The organism is Ectobacillus soli (assembly GCF_042610425.1).
Taxonomy (GTDB): Bacteria; Bacillota; Bacilli; order Bacillales; family Bacillaceae_G; genus Ectobacillus.
The window spans coordinates 728898-751258 of the sequence record NZ_JBGJZM010000001.1 but is presented as its reverse complement, the minus strand read 5'-3'; the positions used below and the strand labels follow the sequence as shown (position 1 = coordinate 751258).

Sequence of the window (22361 nt, the reverse complement as noted above, 5' to 3'; positions counted from 1 at the left end):
AAATGAAGAAATCTTCAATGTGCATATTTAATATGGTCAGTCTAACCTTATTTTAATATAGATGCAATGTAAGTGGGAAGTTCTTCAAGAGATATTTCATTCAACTCGTTTGTTTGACGAGACTTTACCTCTACGATTCCTTCACCAATTTTTTTACCAACGGTTACACGGACTGGTATACCAAACAAGTCAGCATCAGCAAACTTTACACCAGCGCGTTCTTTACGATCATCTAGCAATACTTCATAGCCAATATTTCGTAAGGAATCATATAATTCTTCCGCTTTTTCACGTTGCTCATCGACTTTTACATTGGCTGGAATAATATGAACCGTAAACGGAGCTACAGCAACGGGCCATTTTAGACCATGCTCATCATTAAACTGCTCTGCTATGGCAGCAACCGTACGAGAAACCCCAATTCCATAGCATCCCATAATAATTGGTTGCTCTCTTCCAGTTTCATCTAAGTAGGTTGCGCTCATTGCCTCACTGTATCGAGTTCCGAGCTTAAACACATGTCCAACTTCTATTCCTTTTGCAAAGACAATCGTTCCTTTACCGTCAGGAGAAGGATCTCCTTCTTGAATAAAACGAATATCAGCAAATTGCGTTACAGAAAAATCTCGTTCAGGATTAACGTTTATATAGTGAATCCCTTCTTCATTTGCCCCGCAGCATCCATTTACAAGTGCTTCAATGGCGAAGTCAGCAACGACATCAACATCTTCCGGTACACCAATTGGTCCAAGTGATCCAACTGAACAATTCATTAGTTTTCTTACATCTTGTTCATCTGCTAATTCCACAACAGAAGCACCGTATAAATTCTTCAATTTTACGTCGTTTACTTCATGATCCCCGCGAACAAGAACAAGCACAAACTTATCATCCACTTTAAATACGAGTGTCTTAAAGCAATGTTTATCATCGATATTTAGATATTCAGACACCTGCGCGATTGTTTTTTGATTTGGTGTTTCAACTTTTTCAAGTGGTAGTTGTCCTCCCGTACGTTCATACGTTACAACAACAGGAGCCATCTCGATGTTTGCCGCATAATCTGATTCATTTGAATAGGCAATTGTATCCTCGCCCACTTCTGAAAGTACCATGAATTCATGTGTATCCTTGCCTCCCATTGCACCAGAGTCTGCAATAACGGCACGGAAATTTAACCCGCAGCGTCGAAAAATATTACTGTACGCTGTAAAAATACGTGCATAGACTTCATCCAAACTTTCTTTAGAAGCATGAAAAGAATACGCATCTTTCATTAAAAACTCTCTTCCACGTAACAAGCCGAAACGCGGACGCTTTTCATCACGGAATTTCGTTTGAATTTGATACAAGGTAAGTGGAAGTTTCTTATAAGATTTCACTTCATCCCGTAGAAGAGCTGTAATAGTTTCCTCATGAGTTGCACCTAACGCAAATTCACGATCATTACGGTCTCTAAGGCGCATTAGTTCAGGTCCATATGAATACCATCGGCCTGATTCTTGCCAAAGTTCGGCCGCTTGTAGTGCTGGCATAAGAAGCTCAAGAGCTCCTGCTTGCTCCATTTCTTCACGAATAATCTGTTCTACTTTATGTAACACTTTCAATCCCAGTGGCAAAAAGCTATACACACCGGAGGCATTTTGACGAACAAAGCCAGCACGCAGTAGCAGCTGATGGCTTTTTACATCTGCATCTGCTGGCACTTCACGTAATGTAGGACTAAACATTAAACTCTGTTTCATTTGTTACCACCTCGTTATTAGTAAGCCGTACAAACAAAATGCATGGCCCTTAATTCATTACAGAAAAAATTTTTTAATATCGTTCCAAGTAACCACAAGCATCAAAAGCATTAAGAGTGCAAATCCAATAAAAGTAACCAAACCTTCCTTTTGTCGATCGACTGGTTTACCGCGTAGTGCTTCCACTACGAAAAACATAAGGCGACCACCATCCAACGCAGGAATTGGCAACAAATTAAAGAGCCCCAAATTAATACTTAAAGCTGCTGTTAAGCCAAGTAAGTTAATAAAACCAGATTCAGCAACCTTACCTGTTAAGTTATAAATACCAACAGGACCCGATAAGGCGTTGATAGAAAATTGTCCAGTTACAAGCTGTACCAGTGATAAGAAGATGAGCTTTGTCCACTTGTATGTTTGTTCAAAACCAAGCTGTATACTCCCAAGGAATGACTTTTCAACCGGTGGATACACCCCTAGTCTACCAATTTCTTGGTTTCCTTCCTTCTCAGCAGTTGGTGTTACCTTAATGGTAACAGGTTGTTGATTTCGTTGTAGCTTCATAGTCAACTCAGTTGCCGGATTTTTACGAATGATCGTTGTAACATCGGCCCAAGTCGTCATTTGTGTTCCATTAATTGTAGAAATAACATCACCTTGCTGCAAACCAGCTCTAAGACCCGCACCATCTGGTACAAGTTGGCCAATAACCGGTTTATCTACTGGAATACCTTGAACAAGCCCGATGATAACAAATAAAAAAAATGCTAATATAAAGTTCATTGCAGGACCTGCAAAAATAGTAAGTGCACGTTGTCCTAGCGTTTTAGAAGTGAACTGACGATTAAACGGTGCAATTTGAAGCTCTTCTCCCGCTGAAACATAACAAGCTTTCTCGTGAACAGAGAATGTTTGCAATTCTGATTCATATTCTTCATACCCAGATATCGTAAGAGCATGCTCTAAATCAGCTTGCTCCACTTCAATCACTCTGGCATTTGGATACTTTTCGTAGTTATCCATAACGATTTTTGTAACTTGTTCCTTTTCGTTCATTACGAGCGCAACTTTAGTACCTGGCTTCAAATCCATTGTTTCTTGATCTTCACCAGCCATGCGAACGTAGCCTCCTAGTGGAAGCAAACGAATCGTATACTTCGTTTCGTTTTTCGTAAAGGAAAACAGCTTCGGCCCAAATCCAATTGCAAATTCACGGCACAAAATACCAGATCGCTTTGCAACATATAAATGACCAAGTTCATGGAAAAAGACGAGTGCACCAAAGACTAAAATAAAGGCAATCGCTGTGTTCAATTCCATAACCACCTTTTTTAAATTTGTTCCATCACAAACACTCTTGTAGCCTGATCAATTTCCCGAATTTCTTCGAGGGTTGGATGCTTAACTACTGTGTGACGAAGCATCGCTTTCTCAACTAAATCTTCAATAGCTAAAAAGCTAATACGTTTTTGCAGAAAAGCAGCAACAGCAATTTCATTGGCCGCATTCATAACAGTTGGTAAACTACCACCCGTTTTTCCTGCTTCGAAGGCAAATCCTAAGCTCCTAAATCGTTGTAAATCCATTTTACTAAAATGAAGTTCCCCAATTTCCCAAAGATGTAGCTGCTTTGTTGCGGGCAGAGCTAAACGATCTGGATGGGTGAGTGCATATTGAATTGGAACTCTCATATCTGGTGAACCAAGTTGTGCCATTACGCTTCGATCTGTAAATTCTACCATGGAATGAATGATACTTTCTTTATGTAGAACAACATCAATTTGTTCATAAGGAATTTGAAATAGCCAATAAGCTTCTATCACTTCTAAGCCTTTATTCATCATTGTAGCAGAATCTATCGTTACTTTCGAACCCATCGACCAATTAGGATGTTTCAATGCATCTTCTACTGTAACGTGAGCAAGGTCCTCGCGTGTCTTATCCCGAAAGCTTCCTCCAGAAGCAGTCAAAATTAATCTTGAAATTCTCTCCGGGTTTTCCCCTTGCAAGCATTGAAAAATTGCCGAATGTTCACTATCAACTGGAAGTAGTGATACTCCATTCTTTCTTGCAGATTCTGTCACAATATGTCCAGCTGTCACAAGCGTCTCTTTATTTGCAATGGCAATTGTTTTCTTTGCTTCAATAGCTCGAAGTGTTGGAAGAAGTCCAACGCTCCCAACTACAGCAGTTAGCACAACATCAGCTTCCTTATCAAGAGCAACTTCCAAAAGCCCTTCTGCTCCATATACAATTTTTGTGTTTTTAGCAGACAATTTCAAACGTTGTGCGTCATCTTTACGCCCAACTGAAACAATATTCGGAGAAAATTCTGCAATCATTTTTGCTGCAAACTCAATATTTTGACCAACCGAAAAGGCAACAAGCTTGAATTGATCAGGATGCGTTCGAATGACATCAATTGTTTGTGTTCCTATCGAACCGCTTGCTCCTAAAAGACTTATTTTTTTCATAGGTTGCGCTCTCCTTAAACAAAGTGCAGAAAATGTAAAAGTGGCAAAACGAATAATAGACTATCTAAGCGATCTAAAATCCCCCCATGACCGGGTAATATATATCCAGAATCCTTTACACCATAATGACGTTTAAATGCAGATTCCACTAGATCGCCAATTTGTCCAAAAATCGATACCAGTACAGTGACAGCAATTAAATAGATAACATGTTCATTTACCTGTTGAAACACATTATATACGAGTCCTACAATAACAGCACAAAAAATGCCTCCAATTGCACCTTCAACTGTTTTATTTGGACTAATATCAGGCCAGAGTTTGTGCTTACCAAATGCTCGTCCGATAAAATATGCACCTGAATCTGTCGCCCAAATAACAAACAATGTGTAGAACAAATAGCGTAGTCCATCAATTCTTGTTTGGTGAAAATAATAAAATCCCATTCCAATATAAAGTGTTGCAAAAAGTAGAAAGGCTGCATCATCAAACGTAAACGTATTCTTTGATAGCACAGTATATGATAGAAGGAGCATTACAATGACAAACGTCAACTCCAATTTGGATAGTCCAATTGTATCAAACAAAAAAGCCGAACTACTTGGAACGAGAATTAAGCTTAGCAATACTACCGTTAGTATAGTTGGAATAAAAAAGATTGGAAGCTTCTTCATATGTATAAGTTCATAAAGCCCAACATAGGCGAGAAAATATACTAAAACGGTGAAAGAAATTCCACCGTAGAAGACAATCGGAATAAATAATGCAGCAGCAATGACCGCTGTAATTACGCGCTGTTTCACCAGCAACACCTCACTTTTTATACGCCACCAAATCTTCTTCCTCTCCTCTGGAAGTCCAAAATAGCTTCTAGCAAGTGTTCTTCTGTAAAATCCGGCCAAAAAACATTAGAAAACCATAACTCTGTATATGCGATTTGCCATAGCATAAAATTACTAATACGTACTTCGCCGCTTGTGCGAATTAACAAATCTGGGTCTGGTAGACTTTTTGTCATCAAATACTCAGAGAATACTTCTTCTGTAATATCGTCGACGTTTACTTTTCCCTCAATACTATCTCTAACCAATTCTTGTATACCGTAAACCATTTCATCGCGGCTTCCGTAGTTCAAAGCAAAGTTTAGTATTAAGCCCGTATTCTGTTTCGTTGCTTCTATTGCATTTTCAACTGCCTTACGTGTATGTTCAGGTAGTCTATCACGTTTCCCCATCACACGAACTTGAACATTTTCTTCCACAAGTTCAGGCAAGAATGCACCTAAAAATTCTTGGGGAAGCTTCATAATAAATTCAACTTCCTGCTTCGGTCTCTTCCAGTTTTCCGTTGAAAATGCATACAACGTTAACACGTTTACACCGATTTCACTCGCAAATTTTGTAATTTTGCGAACAACTTTCATTCCCTCATGATGTCCGGCTATACGAGGCAAGGCTCGTTGTTTAGCCCATCGGCCATTTCCATCCATTATAATCGCGATATGTTTGGGAATATAGCCCTTTTTAGCCTCTTGTACAAGCCGGTCAAACGATGCAGACTTTTGTTTTCGAAAGAATAACTTCTTCAACATGTTTGAAACCCTCCACGAGCACAGGTATTCCTTAAAAGTGTAAAAAGGCCCCCTTACACAGAGGGCCGTGCGTCCATCGCATTAAACTTCAAGGATTTCTTTTTCTTTGTTCTTTGAGATCTCATCGATTTTTGCAATATGCTTATCCGTTTCTTTTTGGATCGTATCTGTATGACCTCTTAATTCATCTTCGGTTATTTCACCATTTTTTTCAAGCTTTTTCATGTCATCGTTTGCATCTCTGCGTACATTACGCACAGCCACTTTTGCTTCTTCAGCATATTTTTTGACAACCTTTACAAGTTCACGACGACGTTCTTCAGTTAAAGCAGGAAACGAAATACGAATAATTGTGCCATCATTTGAAGGATTTAAACCTAAATCAGACTTTAAAATCGCCTTTTCAATATCGCCCATTATAGACTTATCATAAGGTTGAATAACAAGTAACCGTGCTTCAGGCACTGTAATATTTGCTAATTGAATAATAGGTGTTGGTGCACCATAGTAGTCAACTGTTACATTTTCAAGCAATGAGCTACTCGCACGTCCAGCACGAACAGTACCTAATTCACGTGAATAAGAAGAAATCGCTTTGTTCATTTTTTCTTTTGCAGCGTTAATGATTTGTTGTGCCATCATTATTTCCCCCTAACAATTGTTCCAATATTTTCACCAAGAACAGTACGCTTAATGTTTCCTTCTTCCATAACCGAGAATACGATTAAAGGAATATCATTATCCATGCATAAAGAGGAAGCAGTAGAATCCATTACAGCAAGTCCTTCTTTTAAAACGTCTAAATACGTTAACGTATCGTATTTCGTTGCAGATGCATCAATTGTTGGGTCTGCACTGTATACTCCGTCCACATTGTTTTTCGCCATTAAAATAACATCCGCTTCAATTTCTGCTGCACGAAGCGCAGCAGTCGTATCTGTGGAAAAATACGGATTCCCTGTACCAGCTGCAAAAATTACCACTCGCTTCTTTTCCAAATGACGAATGGCTTTTCGTCTAATGTACGGTTCAGCCACTTGACGCATTTCAATAGACGTTTGTACACGAGTTTGAATGCCTATATTTTCAAGGCTATCTTGAAGAGCAAGGGAGTTCATAACCGTTGCAAGCATGCCCATGTAATCAGCACTTGCTCGGTCCATACCCATTTCACTCCCCACTTTACCTCTCCAAATGTTTCCGCCTCCAACCACAACTGCCACTTCGACATCAAGCTCGACAATTTCCTTCACTTGTTTCGCAATAGACATAATAACGGACGGATTTATTCCAAAACCGCGTTCTCCAGCTAAAGCTTCTCCGCTAAGCTTTAACACAACACGTTTGTATTTTGCTTGACTCATAACGAACCTCCATTTGCTTGAATGATCCCATCTAAAACAGCGCCTCTTCTTCTGTTTGGAGCTCTATTCTAAAAAAGGGAACACGAAGTGTCCCCTTCTCCCATTCAAAATTAGTTATTGCCTTTTACTTGGCTCATTACTTCTTCAGCAAAGTTATCTTGACGTTTTTCAATACCTTCACCAACACTGTAACGTACGAAAGATTTTACCGTCGCACCTTTAGCTTGAACAAATTTTCCAACTTTAACATCTGGATCTTTAATGAAAGATTGGTCAACTAAGCAAATTTCTTCGAAGAACTTGCCAAGACGACCTTCAACCATTTTCACTACGATTTTTTCTGGTTTGCCTTCGTTTAAAGCTTGTTGCGTTAATACTTCACGTTCATGTGCGATTTCTTCTTCTGTAACTGCACTACGATCGATATATTTTGGATTTACAGCTGCAATATGCATAGAAACGTCTTTTGCAACTGATTCATCAGTAGTTCCAGCAAGAACTGTCAATACACCAATACGGCCACCCATGTGAAGATATGCACCAAATGCATCTCCATCTTCTTTTGCAAGAACTGCAAAACGACGAAGCGTTAATTTTTCACCAATTTTTGCGATTGCTGCATTAATATATTCTTCTACAGTTGTACCACCATTCATTGTTTGAGCTAATGCTTCTTCTACTGTAGTTGGTTTTGCTGCTAAAATATGTGCAGCTAATTCTTTTGTCAACGTTTGAAATCCTTCGTTTTTTGCAACAAAGTCAGTTTCAGAGTTTACTTCCAAAATAACAGCGTTGTTGCCTTCCACTGTAATATTTGTTAATCCTTCAGCTGCAATACGGTCCGCTTTTTTCGCAGCCTTTGCAATACCTTTTTCACGAAGAAAATCAATTGCTTTTTCCATATCACCATCTGTTTCAGTAAGCGCCTTTTTACAATCCATCATACCAGCGCCAGTCGTTTCACGAAGTTGTTTTACCATTTGTGCTGTAACTGCCATTCTCATCATCCTCCTAATTATATGTATAACCGAAAAGTGAAATCAGCTTGCGTAACTCCAAGAGAGCAAGGGCTTCTCTCACAAAAAAGACGTAATTTCCTTTTCAGAAAAAAGGGTACCTACTGATATCGCTCTAATTAGTAAAGCTAGTTTTTCACCCTAAAAGGTGTAGTTTGTATCTTTAAAAAAAAGGTGATAAAAGGCATAACCCCTTATCACCTTTTTAAAATCTTACGCAGTAACAGTTTCTTCCCCTTGTTTTGCTTCAAGGATTGCATCTGCCATTTTACCAGTAAGAAGTTTGACAGCGCGAATTGCGTCGTCATTAGCAGGGATTACGTGGTCGATTTCATCTGGATCACAGTTTGTATCAACGATTCCAATTAAAGGAATGTTCAATTTACGAGCTTCTGCAACAGCAATACGTTCTTTACGAGGGTCAACTATGAAAATTGCATCTGGAAGACCTTTCATATCTTTAATGCCGCCTAAGAATTTTTCAAGACGTTCTAATTCTTTTTTCAATTGAACGACTTCTTTCTTAGGAAGAACATCAAATGTGCCGTCTTCTTGCATTCTTTCGATGTCTTTTAAACGTTTAATACGTTTTTGGATAGTTTGGAAATTTGTTAATGTTCCACCCAACCAACGTTGGTTCACGAAATACATTCCAGCGCGTAGTGCTTCTTCTTTAATAGCATCTTGTGCTTGTTTTTTCGTACCAACAAAAAGTACAGTACCGCCGTTTGATGCGATTTCTCTCATTGTGTTGTATGCTTCTTCAACCTTTTTAACTGTTTTTTGAAGGTCGATGATGTAGATACCGTTACGTTCTGTGAAAATATAACGTTTCATTTTTGGGTTCCAACGGCGAGTTTGGTGACCGAAGTGAACACCTGCTTCAAGCAATTGTTTCATTGAAATTACTGACATGTAAAGTTCCTCCTGAATGGTTTTTTTCTCCTCCGTCCACCTCAACTTTACACGTAACTGCAAAAGCAGCACCAACATGTAAATCAGTGAACGTGTGTTGTTATTCACACCATCGATTACTATACCATAACAAGAAATCACAATCAAGTCATAGTAACAAAGAAAAGAAAAATCGACTTGTTCAGCCCCATAGGGCAGAAGTTCTCCGCACAAAAAGGCGCTTTTTGCCTTTATGGGCGGAGAACTTCTGACCGGAGGGGCTAGTCGGTTTTGCTGGCCAACCCCAGAAAAGAAAAATCGACTTGTTCACCCCATAAGGCGGAAGAAATTTCAATTATTTCTGTAATAAAAAACCCTCTCTGGCTATTTCAGAGAGGGTGCTTGCAACCATTTAGTTAGTTTGATTTTAACTTTTCTAATTCTACCAAAAATTTATTATTTAATACTTTAATGTACGTTCCTTTCATACCAAGAGAACGAGATTCTATTACGCCTGCACTTTCAAGTTTACGAAGCGCATTCACGATAACAGAACGAGTAATACCTACACGATCAGCAATCTTACTTGCCACCAAAAGTCCTTCTGTCCCGTTCAATTCATCAAAAATATGTTCAATTGCTTCTAATTCGCTATATGATAACGAACTAATTGCCATTTGTACAACGGCTTTACTTCGTGCTTCTTCTTCTATTTCTTCTGCTTTTTCACGAAGAATTTCCATTCCAACAACAGTAGCGCCATATTCGCCAAGAATTAAATCATCATTTGAAAAAGACTCTGTTAAACGAGCCAACACTAATGTTCCCAATCGTTCTCCGCCACCAACAATAGGAACAATTGTCGTTAATCCCATTTGAAATAAATCTTTATTTTCAATAGGGAAAGCCGTATAAGGACTATTAATATCTATATTAGAAGAGGTTTCGGTTATATTAAACAGGCTCTTTGTATATTCTTCAGGAAATTGACGTTCCGCAAACATTTTTTTCATACGATCATTTTCAATATGTTGGTGAACTTGATAGCCTAATAGCTTACCACGACGGCTCACTATAAACACATTTGCTTCAATAACTTCGCATAATGTATCAGCCATTTCTCTAAAATTTACAGGTCTGCCCGCTGTTTGTTGCAGAAGTGCATTAATTTTTCTAGTTCTATCTAATAGTGCCATTATTCTTTTTTCCTCCCAAAATTCAATTCATTTCTATTACTTGGAAACCAGGACGAGACACCTGTTTATTTTTATAGTATAAATTGACTTACATCTTTGTTCTTCACAATAGATGCTAATTTTTCATCTACGTATTGAGGCGTAATTACTATTCTATTCATCGTGATTTCAGACGCTTCAAACGATAAATCTTCCAGAAGTTTTTCTAAAATGGTGTGTAATCTTCGAGCTCCGATATTATCAGTATCTTGGTTTACTTGATATGCAAGTTCTGCAATTTTACGAATAGCATTATCAGAAAATTCAATTTCTATACCTTCCGTAGCTAATAATGCAGTATATTGCTTGAGAAGTGCATTATCCGGTTCGATTAAAATTCTTTCGAAATCTTCTACTGTTAGCTTTGACAATTCCACACGTATCGGAAATCTACCTTGCAACTCTGGTATTAAATCAGAAGGCTTAGACATATGAAATGCCCCAGCTGCAATAAACAAAACATGATCTGTTTTAACTGGACCATATTTCGTTACAACGGTCGATCCTTCCACAATCGGAAGAATATCACGTTGCACTCCTTCCCGCGATACATCAACACCTCCGGACTGTTTACCGGCAATCTTGTCAATTTCATCAATAAAAATAATGCCTAGCTGTTCTGTACGGTAAACAGCTTCTTGTGCAACTTCGTCCATATCAATTAAGCGCTGTGCCTCTTCATTTGTCAATACCTTTCTAGCTTCTTTCACAGAAAGTTTTCTTTTCTTCTTACGCTTTGGCATAAAGTTCCCTAGCGCATCTTGAAAGTTCATACCCATCTGTTCCATGCCTGTTCCTTGTAGCATATCAAACATAGAAGATTGTTGTTCCTCAACTTCAATCGTAATGATTTCATCCTCCAATAAACCAGCTGCCAGCTTACGTTCAATTTCTGTACGTCGTTGTTCATTTACCGGCTCTTCTGGTTGACTATCACTTTTCGATTCAGTATTTTGATACCCTCCAAACAACATTTCAAGTGGATTCTTAAAGTTTTGCTGTTTTTTTGAAGTCGGAACTAAAATATCAATAATTCGTTGATTTGCTTGTTCCTCTGCTTTTCCTTGGACACTACCTACTTTTTCTTCTTTCACAATTCGAACGGATGTTTCCATTAAATCACGTACCATAGATTCTACATCACGACCTACATAGCCTACCTCTGTGAACTTCGTTGCTTCCACTTTAATAAAAGGGGCACCTACAAGTTTTGCTAGACGTCTGGCTACTTCTGTTTTTCCTACACCCGTCGGTCCGATCATCAAAATATTTTTGGGCGAAATTTCATCACGAATGTTCTCATCAAGTAAGCTGCGGCGGTAACGGTTACGAAGAGCGACAGCAACAGCCTTTTTTGCATCTTTTTGTCCAATAATGTATTGATCTAATTTCTCTACAATCTGACGCGGCGTATAATGTAACTTCATCACTGTATACCTCCCTTTACAATTCCTCAACGATAATATTTCCGTTTGTAAACACACAAATTTCACTAGCAATTTCTAGACTAGCCTTCGCTATCTCACTAGCAGTTAGATGATCTCCTGCATACCTTTTAAGAGCGCGCCCAGCCGATAGAGCATAATTTCCTCCAGAACCAATTGCCAAAATACCATCATCTGGCTCAATAACTTCTCCTGTACCAGATATGAGAAGCATACTATCAGCATCCATTACTATAAGAAGGGCTTCTAGCTGACGAAGCATCTTATCACCGCGCCACTTCTTCGCCATTTCAACGGCTGCTCGTTGTAGGTTACCATTATATTCTTCGAGCTTTCCCTCAAACATTTCAAAAAGAGTAAAAGCATCTGCTACAGAACCAGCAAAACCAGCTAATATTTTACCTCGAAACAAACGGCGAACCTTGCGCGCTGTATGTTTCATTACAACTGAATTCCCCATTGTAACTTGCCCATCACCTGCCATTGCACACTTGCCATTATGATGGATTGCAAAGATCGTAGTAGCATGAAAGGTTACCATACACAAAAACTCCTTTATCATTATGATTACACTGATGCATATACACTCTACATGTAAAATTATCAAATACCTATTGCAGTGATTGGTTTTTCAATCAATCTCTATACATTATATGATTATTTATTTTTTCTAGCATCATTATGCTCTTGGATGATGTTCCATATATACTGACCGCAATCTTTCCTTCGAAACATGCGTATAAATTTGAGTAGTAGATAAATGTGCATGTCCAAGCAATTCTTGCACAGTTCGTAAATCCGCTCCTTCATTCAGCATATGGGTAGCAAATGTATGACGAAGCATATGAGGACTAATATGTAGATTAATAGAAGTTTTTCCAATCATGTCATTCAAAATATAACGAACGCCTCTATCCGTTAAAGCGTGCCCTTTATTATTCAAAAATAGTGCATTCGTTTCTTTTTGATTACGTAATAACGTTTTTCTTCCATCCTGTATGTAAAGGTGCAATATTTCCGCAGCATAGCTCCCGAATGGAACAAATCGTTGTTTGTTTCCTTTTCCTGTAACAAGAATCGTTTCCATATGAAAATCAATATCCTGTAAAGATAAATGGCAACACTCGCTTACCCGAATTCCCGTGGCGTAAAGAAGCTCCAAAATTGCTTGATTTCGCTGTCCTAACGGTGTTTGAATATCCGCTACTTCAAAAAGTGTTGCTAGTTCTTCTTCATATAAAAAGTGTGGAATAGATAATTCCTTTTTAGGAAGCGCGGCAAGAACAAAGGGATTTTCAGTACAATAATTTTCTCTCATAAAGAAACGATACATACTACGCAAGCATGAAATTTTCCTAGAAACAGACTTTCGTGCTAGTTTTGCATCATGCAATTCTGTTAAAAACAACCGAACATCACTGTAGGAAACACTCTGAAAGGATGAGATACACTCACTATTCATGAAAGAAACAAATTGTTCAATGTCTTTTCTGTAATTTACAATCGTGTGTATGGAATAGTTACGTTCAATTTGCAAATACTCAATGAACCGACTTACACTTTCTTTATTATCCATAATATCGCCACCTAAAACAAAAGCCACTAAATGTTAACACAGTTTAGTAGCTCTTGCAAGAAATTTGACTAAATATTTACAAAATTTTGAATTGTTTCTAAAGCACGATTGCTATATGCTTCATACCGTTCTAATTTCTTCTTCACCTTTATTTCCAACGGAGGGAATAAGCCAAAGTTTGCATTCATTGGCTGAAAATGCTTTACATTTGTATTCGTAATATAGTGCGCCATACTTCCAATCGCTGTTACTGGAGGGATAACGACCGGCTCCTCTCCTAGTACAAGTCTAGCAGCATTGATTCCTGCTAGCAAGCCAGATGCAGCAGATTCTACATATCCTTCTACCCCTGTCATTTGACCCGCGAAAAATAAATCGTCCCTTTCTTTAAATTGGTATGTTGGACGAAGTAGCTTTGGAGAATTCAAAAATGTATTACGATGCATCACACCATAGCGTACGATTTCTGCTTGCTCTAATCCAGGAATAAGACCAAATACTTCCTTTTGTGCTCCCCATTTCATATGCGTTTGAAATCCAACAATATTATAAAGTGTCCCTGCCGCATCATCTTGTCGCAGTTGAACGACTGCAAACGGCGTTTTACCTGTGCTAGGATCTTCTAATCCAACCGGTTTCATAGGACCAAATAAAAGTGTTTGTTTTCCGCGCTTAGCCATGACTTCAACGGGCATACAGCCTTCAAAATAAACTTCCTTTTCAAACTCTTTCAAAACAGCAACTTCAGCTGTTACAAGAGCGTCGTAGAAGCGATCAAACTCTTCTTCCGTCATAGGACAATTTAAATAAGCTGCTTCCCCTTTATCATATCTTGATTTTAAATATACTTTATTCATATCAATACTTTCCTTCTCCAATATTGGAGCAGCTGCATCGTAGAAATAAAAATAATCTTCCCCAGTAAGTGCTTTTAATTGTTCAGAAAGTGCCTGAGAAGTTAATGGACCTGTAGCAATAACCGTCGGTCCTTCCGGAATTTCTGTAATTTCCTCATGTACCACTGTTATATTCGGATGATTTTTTACGTATTCCGTTACCTTTCCTGCAAATTCATGACGATCTACTGCAAGCGCACCACCCGCAGGCACAGCACATTCATCTGCAGCACGAATAATAACCGAATCCAAACGACGCATTTCTTCCTTAATAACCCCAACTGCATTTGTTAATGAATTGGCACGAAGAGAATTACTGCATACAAGCTCTGCAAATTTGTCTGTATGATGAGCTGGCGTTTGTTTTACTGGTCTCATTTCATATAATTTAACTTGAACACCACGCTTTGCAATTTGATAAGCTGCCTCACTCCCTGCTAGTCCAGCCCCTATTACATTCACTACTTGTACCATAAATATCAATCACCCTTCTTCTAATATGTCCGAAAAAAATGTGAGCAAGACCTGCTCACATTTGTTGTACTTCTTCGTAATCGCATGAAACGCATTGTACTTGAACACCTTTTTTCAGTTTTTTCTCCACAAGCATTCCATCACATTTTGGACAGGTACGTGGAAGTGGCTTATCCCATGATACAAAGTCACAGGCTGGATACTCGCTACAACCATAGAAAATACGCTTTTTCTTGTTGCTACGGCGTTCAATAATTTGCCCTTTCCCACATTTGTGACAAGTAACTCCAATTTCTTTAACAATTGGTTTCGTATTACGACAATCAGGAAAATTCGAACATGCCATGAACTTCCCATAACGTCCCATTTTAAATACCATAGGGCTTCCGCAGATATCGCAATCTTCCCCTGCAGGCTCATCTTTTATTTCTACTTCTCGCATCTCTTTTTCTGCTTTATCTAAATGCTGCTCAAAACTTCTATAAAATTCATCAACAACTTGAACCCAGTTAGCTTTCCCATCCTCGATTTCATCTAAACTATGTTCCATGTTAGCCGTAAATTCAATATTAATCACTTCCGGGAAAAACTCTAGAACAAGCTCAATGACAATCCCGCCAAGCTCTGTCGGAACAAATCTCTTATTATCTAATCCCACATACCCTCGTCGTTGAATGGTCTCAAGTGTGGGAACGTAAGTTGATGGTCGGCCAATACCTAATTCCTCCAGTGTTTTAACCAATCTGGCTTCTGTATAACGCGGAGGCGGCTGTGTAAAATGCTGCTTGGGTTCAATATCTGTAGCATCTACGTTCTCCCCTACTTCAAGAGGAGGAAGTACCCGATCCTTTTCTTCTCTTTCATCATCACTAGATTCCACATATACCTTCATAAAGCCTGGAAATTTCACTACCGATCCGTTTGCACGAAACTGTATGTTATTATGTGTTAGCGTAACTGTTACCGTATCCATTATAGCCGATGTCATTTGGCTAGCAATAAATCGCTCCCAAATTAATTTATATAATCGTAACTGGTCACGACTTAACACAGCCTTTAATTCTTCTGGTGTGCGAATTGTGGAAGTAGGACGAATTGCTTCGTGAGCATCTTGTGTATTGTTCTTCTTCACTTCTTTCCGCTTTTCAACATTTACATAGTCTTTTCCATATCTTTCTGTAATGTAAGAACGAGCCTCCGCTTGCGCTGTTTCGGAAATACGAGTTGAATCCGTTCTCATATATGTAATTAAACCAACTGTTCCTTCCTTACCTAAGTCAATACCTTCATACAGTTGCTGCGCAAGCATCATGGTCTTCTTCGCACGCATATTTAACTTTCGCGCCGCATCTTGTTGCAAAGAAGAAGTTGTAAATGGCAACGCTGCGTTACGCTTTCGTTCCTTACGCGATACGGTTTCTATTGTAAATTGCTTTGTATCCAAGTTATTCAGTACATTTTGTACGTCCTGTTCACTGTGCAATTCTGTCTTTTCACCGTTCATACCGTAAAAAGAAGCTTCAAATACTTCATTTCCCTTTTCAAATTTCGTTTTTATCGTCCAAAATTCTTCTGGTACGAAAGCTTGGATTTCTCGTTCACGCTCCATAATAAGACGAACGGCAACGGATTGTACACGTCCTGCACTTAACCCTTTTTTCACTTTCTTCCACAATAAGGGACTCATATTATATCCTACTAAACGATCTAGTACTCTGCGAGCTTGCTGCGCATCAACCAAATCCATATTTATCGCACGTGGATGCTTGAATGATTCCTTAATTGCATCCTTTGTTATTTCATTAAAGACCACCCGACAATCAGATGACGTATCAACATGCAGGGTATTAGCTAAATGCCAAGCAATGGCTTCTCCTTCGCGGTCCGGGTCAGCTGCGAGATATACTTTCTTTGCTTTTTTTGCAGCTAGCTTTAAATCTCTTAATACAGGACCTTTTCCACGTATCGTAATATATTTCGGCGTATAATTGTTTTCTATTTCAATGCCCATTTGACTTTTTGGTAGGTCACGAACATGTCCCATGGACGCAATCACTTTATACTTTTTTCCTAAATATTTCTCTATTGTTTTCGCCTTTGATGGCGACTCTACAATTACGAGGTAGTCTGACATTCTAGTGCCTCCTTAAGAGGTGAATTCAAGCCTTCATTAATATGATGGATTCGCCTTCTTTTTGTAAATCAAGAATGAATATAAAATAACATAGATGAGGAGGGACTTGTCAACCATTCTTTTCATAAAAGTTAAAAAATGTTCAATATCGACTAATTTCGTGTCAATTCTTCGACAATATCTGCAGAATTCACTACAAGCTTCGCTCCTTGCTGTATAAGTCGGTTACTCCCCACTGTGGACGACAGATGGATTGGTCCGGGCAATGCAAACACTTCACGATTTTGATCCAATGCACAGTCTGCCGTAATCAGTGACCCACTTCTTTCTTGGGCCTCAACAATTAAAACACCTCGTGATAATCCACTGATAATCCGGTTTCTCTTCGGAAAATACCATTTTTGCGGTGTGTATGAAGGGGGATACTCCGATAATAGTAATAGATTCTGATTCCATTTTTGTAATGCTTTATAGTTTGCTAGTGGATAAATATGCGATAATCCTCCTCCTAATACTGCAATTGTACTTCTCCCTTGCTCCAGTGTGGTTATATGCGCATTTATGTCAATTCCATAGGCTAACCCACTTACAGTAACCCAATCTTCACGAAGAAGATTGCGGAGAATATAGTGTAGGCTGTTTATCCCATTTGTTGAGGGTTGTCTTGTTCCCACAATAGCTAGCATATGCGTATGATTTAAAAGAGTAGCATTCCCCTTCCCGTATAATACAAAGGGAGGATCTGTGATTTCTTTCAGCAACACTGGATAATTTTTATCCCATATTGTTATGTGAAATATGTCTTGGTTTCGAAGTTCTTCTTCAATTGAAAAACTTGACGTAGAATGAAGATAATGATACAAACGTTGTGCTTTTTGAGGAGAGAGCTTGAGAAGAGACTCCATTTCTGAGGCAGTGAGCGTATATATGCACTCCAATTGTGGATCTAGAGAAATTAGTTTTGCAATCAAACCCCAATTATCGGCTAATAGCGTATGAATATGAAGAAGTCGTTTTCGTTTCATCGTTTGCGCACAGGATCCCCTTACTCAAAAGCGTCAGCTTTAGGCGGGAGAGGATTGTGAGTTGGACGGTAGCCCAAAGTATTCCCTTTTCCCGTACTTCCTCCAATCTCTGTTTTTTGTAAATAATACATATTTTCATTAAATGCAACAATCATGAAGTTTAAAGAATTCTTCTTACACAATCCAATGGTAAAAAAATTTTCGTCAACAAATCTTGATAAAATTAAAAATGTGGTAGGGATTGACTTTGGATTAAACTTTTTAATCACAGCCTATGGATTGGATGGGAAAATCTTCTTTTACGATGGTCGTTATAGCAAAGACAAGCGAGCAAAATATAAGAATCCTCGCAAATAATTACAAATAAAAGGGTGCCCAAATAGGAACACCCTTCTTTTCACATTACTGAGCTTTACAAGTCTCCAGTAATCCTTTTTCCTTTAAAACTGTAATAAGAGTTTCTCCCATTACGGAAGGTGTCTGTGCAACCGTAATGCCGCATTCTGACAAAACCTTAATCTTTTCAGATGCCGTTCCTTTACCTCCTGAAACAATTGCTCCGGCATGGCCCATACGCTTTCCTGGCGGGGCTGTTTGACCCCCAATAAACCCTACTACAGGTTTTTTCATATTAGCTCGTATCCACTCTGCCGCTTCTTCTTCTGCTGTTCCGCCTATTTCACCAATCATGATAATAGCATGCGTTTCATCATCTTCATTAAATGCTTGCAGTACATCAATAAAATTCGTTCCATTTACTGGATCTCCCCCGATACCTACCGCGGTAGATTGACCAATTCCAGCTTCTGAAAGTTGATGGACAGCTTCATATGTTAATGTACCGGAACGGGATACAATACCGATATGACCTTTTTTATGAATATAGCCTGGCATTATGCCGATTTTGCATTCTTCTGGCGTAATAATGCCTGGACAATTTGGACCTAATAATCGTGTTTTTTTGCCTTGCAAGTATTTTTTTACTTTGATCATGTCTTGCACAGGAATGCCTTCTGTTATCGCAATGACTAGATCTAAATTTGCGTCAGCTCCTTCCATAATTGCATCTGCTGCAAATGCTGGTGGAACATAAATAACCGAGACACTAGCTCCCGTCTCATTTACCGCCTGGCTTACAGTATTAAAAACAGGAACATTCGCTATAAATGTTCCACCTTTTCCTGGCGTAGTCCCACCTACTACTTTCGTTCCATATTCAATCATTTGTGTTGCATGAAACAAACCTTGCGAACCCGTTATGCCTTGGACGATTACGGTTGTATCTTTGTTTACGAAAATACTCATTGTTTTCCCCCCTTTTGTTAGCCTACTAGTGCAACAATTTTTCGTGCTCCATCGGCCATCGATTCAGCCGCAGCAATATTTAATCCGGATTCATTTAATAATTTTTTTCCAAGTTCAACATTGGTTCCTTCAAGCCGAACAACAAGTGGAAGTTCAAGGCCAACTTGTTTTGTTGCTTCAATAATTCCTTTTGCAATGACATCACATTTCATAATGCCTCCAAAGATATTGACAAAAATCCCCTTTACGTTTTCATCTGATAAGATAATTTTAAAGGCTTCCGTTACCTTTTCAGCTGTAGCACCGCCACCTACGTCAAGAAAATTCGCTGGATTACCACCGTAATGATTGATAATATCTAGTGTTGCCATCGCAAGTCCTGCTCCGTTCACCATACAGCCAATATTTCCATGAAGTGAAATATAGCTTAAATCAAATCTCGAGGCCTCAATTTCCTTTGCATCCTCTTCATCCAAATCACGATATGCTACAATATCCTTATGACGATATAACGCATTGGAATCAAAATTTAACTTAGCATCTAACGCTAACACATTCCCATCTCCGGTAACAACTAGCGGATTAATCTCTGCAATCATACAATCTTTTTCTACGAAAACTGTATATAAACCTATCATAAATTTTACAGCTTTATTTATAAGAGAATTTGGTATATTAATATTATATGCAATGCGCCGAGCTTGAAATTCTTGAAGTCCAACAGCAGGATCAATCAGTTCTTTGAATATTTTTTCCGGGGTATGTTCTGCTACTTCTTCAATTTCTGTACCCCCTTCTTCAGAAGCCATTAAAACAATTTGAGATGTAGATCGATCCAAAACAAAGCCGACATAATATTCCTTCTGAATGTTACATCCTTCTTCGATAAGTAAACGCTTTACTTTCTTTCCTGATGCATCTGTTTGATGCGTTATTAAAGTCATTCCTAACAATTGCTCTGCATATGTACGAACCTCATCTATAGTTTTCGCAATTTTCACACCGCCTGCTTTACCGCGTCCTCCTGCATGAATTTGCGCTTTCACGACAATTACTTCAGATCCTAGTTGTTTCGCTGCTTCCACGGCCTCTTCCACCGTAAAAGCAACCTGGCCATTTGGGACTGCAACGCCGTATTCTCTAAGCAGTTCTTTTCCTTGATATTCATGAATATTCACTTTCCCAGCCTCCTTTGCGGTCATGTTATAAATTTACTCTACTTTATTTTATTGGAAATGTAGTATAATGTCTAGTTTGAAATGACATAAATTATAATTTAATGTAAAATTTTACAATTAATTTAGATCTCGTTTTTACATAATTAAAAGGAGGGGGAATTCTCCCCCTCATTTTTCGTTACATTGCAGTAGCCCCGCCATCCACAGCTAGTACTTGACCCGTTACGTATTTAGCAGCATCTGATGCGAAAAATAGTGCCGCCCCCTTTAAATCATCCTCCCCCCCTAGTCTTCCCATGGGAATACCTTGTATAATGGTATCCTTTGCCCGATCAATAATCGTCGTTGCCATTTTCGAAGGGAAAAATCCAGGTGCAATCGCGTTTACCGTAATGCCGTGTGGTGCCCATTTAACTGCTAGATCTCTTGTGAGCGACACAACAGCTCCTTTACTTGCACTATATCCAATTGCATCTAAAACACGTGGATCCTGCCCAACCAGACCCGCCACAGAAGCAATGTTAATAACGCGTCCGTATTTTCTTTTTTTCATAACACGCCCTACAGCTTGTGAAATCATAAATAACCCTGTAACATTCACCTGAAGCACTTGATTGAATCGATCAATGGGATACTCCTCTACCGGTGCCCCCCATGATATACCCGAATTATTGATTAAAATATCAATTTGACCAAATTGCCTCATCGTTTCCTCCACAACATGATCCACATCTTCTTGTTTAGTAATATCACATGGAATAGCTAACGTTTGTATGCCATATTCTTGAAGTTGCATCGCAGTTTCTTCACACGCTTCCAACTTCCGTGAACAAATAACAACATTTGCTTTGCTTTCAGCAAGACCGCGTGCAAGTTGTTCTCCTAAACCTCTTCCACCACCTGTTACGATGGCCACTCTCCCTGCTAACTGAAACAAGTTCGTCACATCTTTGCTTTTTTCTGCAGCTCGCATCTCATTTCCCCCTTTATCGTCTAGACAATTTATAGTTCATGCATGACTGCGTTGTTCATTACATTTAGAGGTATGCAATAATTGCAAGGTTTTCACGCTTTTCTACCGATATATATATATGATTATTTCACTTCCTCTACTCGTTTATAGTTGTACCAGCCTTCCCCTGACTTTCGTCCAAGCTTACCTTCTTTCAATTTTTCAGCAATAATCGCACGCGGTTTATCTCTTGGGTCTCTCGTTTCCGCATAGCGCTGGGTTTGTACATAGTACGCCACATCTAGTCCCGATAAGTCCATTAAAGCGAAGGGACCAATGGGATGGTTTAACGCACGTTTGCAAATCAAATCAATATCTTGAAAATCTGCTATGCCTGCTTCATATAAATTCATGGCTTCATCCATTAATACACCCAAAATTCGGTTTGCAACAAAACCAGAAATTTCTTTGCGAAGCAATATACCAGTTCGATTCATTTTTTTACAAATACCCATTGCTACTTGCGCCGTTTCTTCTGAAGTTTCCTCGCTCATTACGACCTCTACACAATCCATTACAAGGGGCGGATAAAAAAAGTGCATGTTACATACCTTGTCCGGACGAGATGTAGCGGATGCAAGAAGCGAATTAACAATCGTAGAGCTATTTGTCGCTAAAATCGCATGAGGCGGTGCGAATATATCTAATTTTGCAAATACCTCCCGTTTCACATCTAATTTCTCTACTACCGCCTCAATAATCAAATCTGCCTTAGATGCTGCTTTTTCGAGGTTCGTAGAAAACGATAATCTAGCAAATGCAGCATCCTTTTCTTCTTCTGAAATTTTCTGTTTTCGTACCCATTTATCCATCAATTCATGCAGCGTGTTCTCCGCCTTCTGAAGTGCTCCCTCATGAATATCTTGTAACATCGTTTGAAATCCTCCTAACGCACAAAGCATCGCAATTTGATGTCCCATGCTTCCTGCTCCAATAACTGAAATGTGTTTTACTTGTTCCATGCCTATTCCCCCTTATTAATTGATTTCATTAGAAC

General features: G+C 38.9%; 20 protein-coding genes. All 20 read right to left on the bottom strand.

Going from position 1 to position 22361, the window contains the following annotated elements; genetic code table 11:
- Positions 1-47: 47 nt before the first annotated feature.
- The 20 genes from ACAN53_RS03905 to ACAN53_RS03810 all read right to left on the bottom strand — a co-directional run bounded on the left by ACAN53_RS03905 (position 48) and on the right by ACAN53_RS03810 (position 22332).
- On the bottom strand, positions 48-1745 hold the full coding sequence (locus ACAN53_RS03905; RefSeq protein ID WP_379967302.1) for a proline--tRNA ligase: 1698 nt from the start codon (positions 1743-1745) through the stop codon (positions 48-50).
- A 57-nt stretch (positions 1746-1802) separates the two neighbouring features.
- Positions 1803-3059, bottom strand: a complete 1257-nt coding sequence (rseP, locus tag ACAN53_RS03900; protein ID WP_379967299.1) for an RIP metalloprotease RseP — start codon at positions 3057-3059, stop codon at positions 1803-1805.
- A gap of 17 nt (positions 3060-3076) precedes the next feature.
- Positions 3077-4219, bottom strand: coding sequence for a 1-deoxy-D-xylulose-5-phosphate reductoisomerase (locus ACAN53_RS03895; RefSeq protein WP_379967296.1), 1143 nt, complete (start codon positions 4217-4219; stop codon positions 3077-3079).
- A gap of 14 nt (positions 4220-4233) precedes the next feature.
- Positions 4234-5022: a phosphatidate cytidylyltransferase gene (locus ACAN53_RS03890; protein ID WP_379967293.1), complete on the bottom strand. Its 789-nt coding sequence runs from the start codon at positions 5020-5022 to the stop codon at positions 4234-4236.
- Between the two features lie 17 nt (positions 5023-5039).
- The gene (locus tag ACAN53_RS03885) at positions 5040-5810 is read right to left on the bottom strand and encodes an isoprenyl transferase (RefSeq protein ID WP_379967290.1); all 771 of its coding nucleotides are present in this window, start codon (positions 5808-5810) and stop codon (positions 5040-5042) included.
- Between the two features lie 81 nt (positions 5811-5891).
- A complete protein-coding gene (gene frr / locus ACAN53_RS03880) occupies positions 5892-6449 on the bottom strand; it encodes a ribosome recycling factor (protein ID WP_379967287.1) in 558 nt (185 codons plus the stop codon).
- A 2-nt stretch (positions 6450-6451) separates the two neighbouring features.
- Positions 6452-7174, bottom strand: coding sequence for a UMP kinase (gene pyrH, locus ACAN53_RS03875; RefSeq protein ID WP_379967284.1), 723 nt, complete (start codon positions 7172-7174; stop codon positions 6452-6454).
- A gap of 110 nt (positions 7175-7284) precedes the next feature.
- Positions 7285-8172, bottom strand: coding sequence for a translation elongation factor Ts (tsf, locus tag ACAN53_RS03870; RefSeq protein ID WP_379967281.1), 888 nt, complete (start codon positions 8170-8172; stop codon positions 7285-7287).
- Positions 8173-8403: 231 nt separating this feature from the next.
- Positions 8404-9105: a 30S ribosomal protein S2 gene (gene rpsB / locus ACAN53_RS03865; RefSeq protein ID WP_379967278.1), complete on the bottom strand. Its 702-nt coding sequence runs from the start codon at positions 9103-9105 to the stop codon at positions 8404-8406.
- A gap of 395 nt (positions 9106-9500) precedes the next feature.
- Positions 9501-10280 carry a GTP-sensing pleiotropic transcriptional regulator CodY gene (gene codY, locus ACAN53_RS03860; protein WP_379967275.1) on the bottom strand — a complete coding sequence of 260 codons (780 nt, stop codon included), beginning with the start codon at positions 10278-10280 and terminating at the stop codon, positions 9501-9503.
- 71 nt (positions 10281-10351) lie between these two features.
- A complete protein-coding gene (gene hslU, locus ACAN53_RS03855) occupies positions 10352-11746 on the bottom strand; it encodes an HslU--HslV peptidase ATPase subunit (RefSeq protein ID WP_379970251.1) in 1395 nt (464 codons plus the stop codon).
- A 16-nt stretch (positions 11747-11762) separates the two neighbouring features.
- The gene (hslV, locus tag ACAN53_RS03850) at positions 11763-12305 is read right to left on the bottom strand and encodes an ATP-dependent protease subunit HslV (protein ID WP_379967272.1); all 543 of its coding nucleotides are present in this window, start codon (positions 12303-12305) and stop codon (positions 11763-11765) included.
- Between the two features lie 138 nt (positions 12306-12443).
- Positions 12444-13340, bottom strand: a complete 897-nt coding sequence (gene xerC / locus ACAN53_RS03845; RefSeq protein ID WP_379967269.1) for a tyrosine recombinase XerC — start codon at positions 13338-13340, stop codon at positions 12444-12446.
- 68 nt (positions 13341-13408) lie between these two features.
- On the bottom strand, positions 13409-14710 hold the full coding sequence (trmFO, locus tag ACAN53_RS03840; RefSeq protein ID WP_379967266.1) for an FADH(2)-oxidizing methylenetetrahydrofolate--tRNA-(uracil(54)-C(5))-methyltransferase TrmFO: 1302 nt from the start codon (positions 14708-14710) through the stop codon (positions 13409-13411).
- Between the two features lie 55 nt (positions 14711-14765).
- Positions 14766-16844 (bottom strand): type I DNA topoisomerase, encoded by a 2079-nt coding sequence (gene topA, locus ACAN53_RS03835; protein ID WP_379967263.1) that lies wholly within the window; start codon positions 16842-16844, stop codon positions 14766-14768.
- A gap of 152 nt (positions 16845-16996) precedes the next feature.
- Positions 16997-17869, bottom strand: coding sequence for a DNA-processing protein DprA (gene dprA, locus ACAN53_RS03830; protein ID WP_379967260.1), 873 nt, complete (start codon positions 17867-17869; stop codon positions 16997-16999).
- A 402-nt stretch (positions 17870-18271) separates the two neighbouring features.
- Positions 18272-19174 carry a succinate--CoA ligase subunit alpha gene (gene sucD / locus ACAN53_RS03825; protein ID WP_379967257.1) on the bottom strand — a complete coding sequence of 301 codons (903 nt, stop codon included), beginning with the start codon at positions 19172-19174 and terminating at the stop codon, positions 18272-18274.
- Between the two features lie 17 nt (positions 19175-19191).
- Positions 19192-20352 (bottom strand): ADP-forming succinate--CoA ligase subunit beta, encoded by a 1161-nt coding sequence (gene sucC, locus ACAN53_RS03820; protein ID WP_379967254.1) that lies wholly within the window; start codon positions 20350-20352, stop codon positions 19192-19194.
- A gap of 178 nt (positions 20353-20530) precedes the next feature.
- Positions 20531-21325 carry an SDR family oxidoreductase gene (locus ACAN53_RS03815; protein ID WP_379967251.1) on the bottom strand — a complete coding sequence of 265 codons (795 nt, stop codon included), beginning with the start codon at positions 21323-21325 and terminating at the stop codon, positions 20531-20533.
- A 122-nt stretch (positions 21326-21447) separates the two neighbouring features.
- Positions 21448-22332, bottom strand: coding sequence for a 3-hydroxyacyl-CoA dehydrogenase family protein (locus ACAN53_RS03810; protein ID WP_379970250.1), 885 nt, complete (start codon positions 22330-22332; stop codon positions 21448-21450).
- Positions 22333-22361 lie beyond the last annotated feature (29 nt).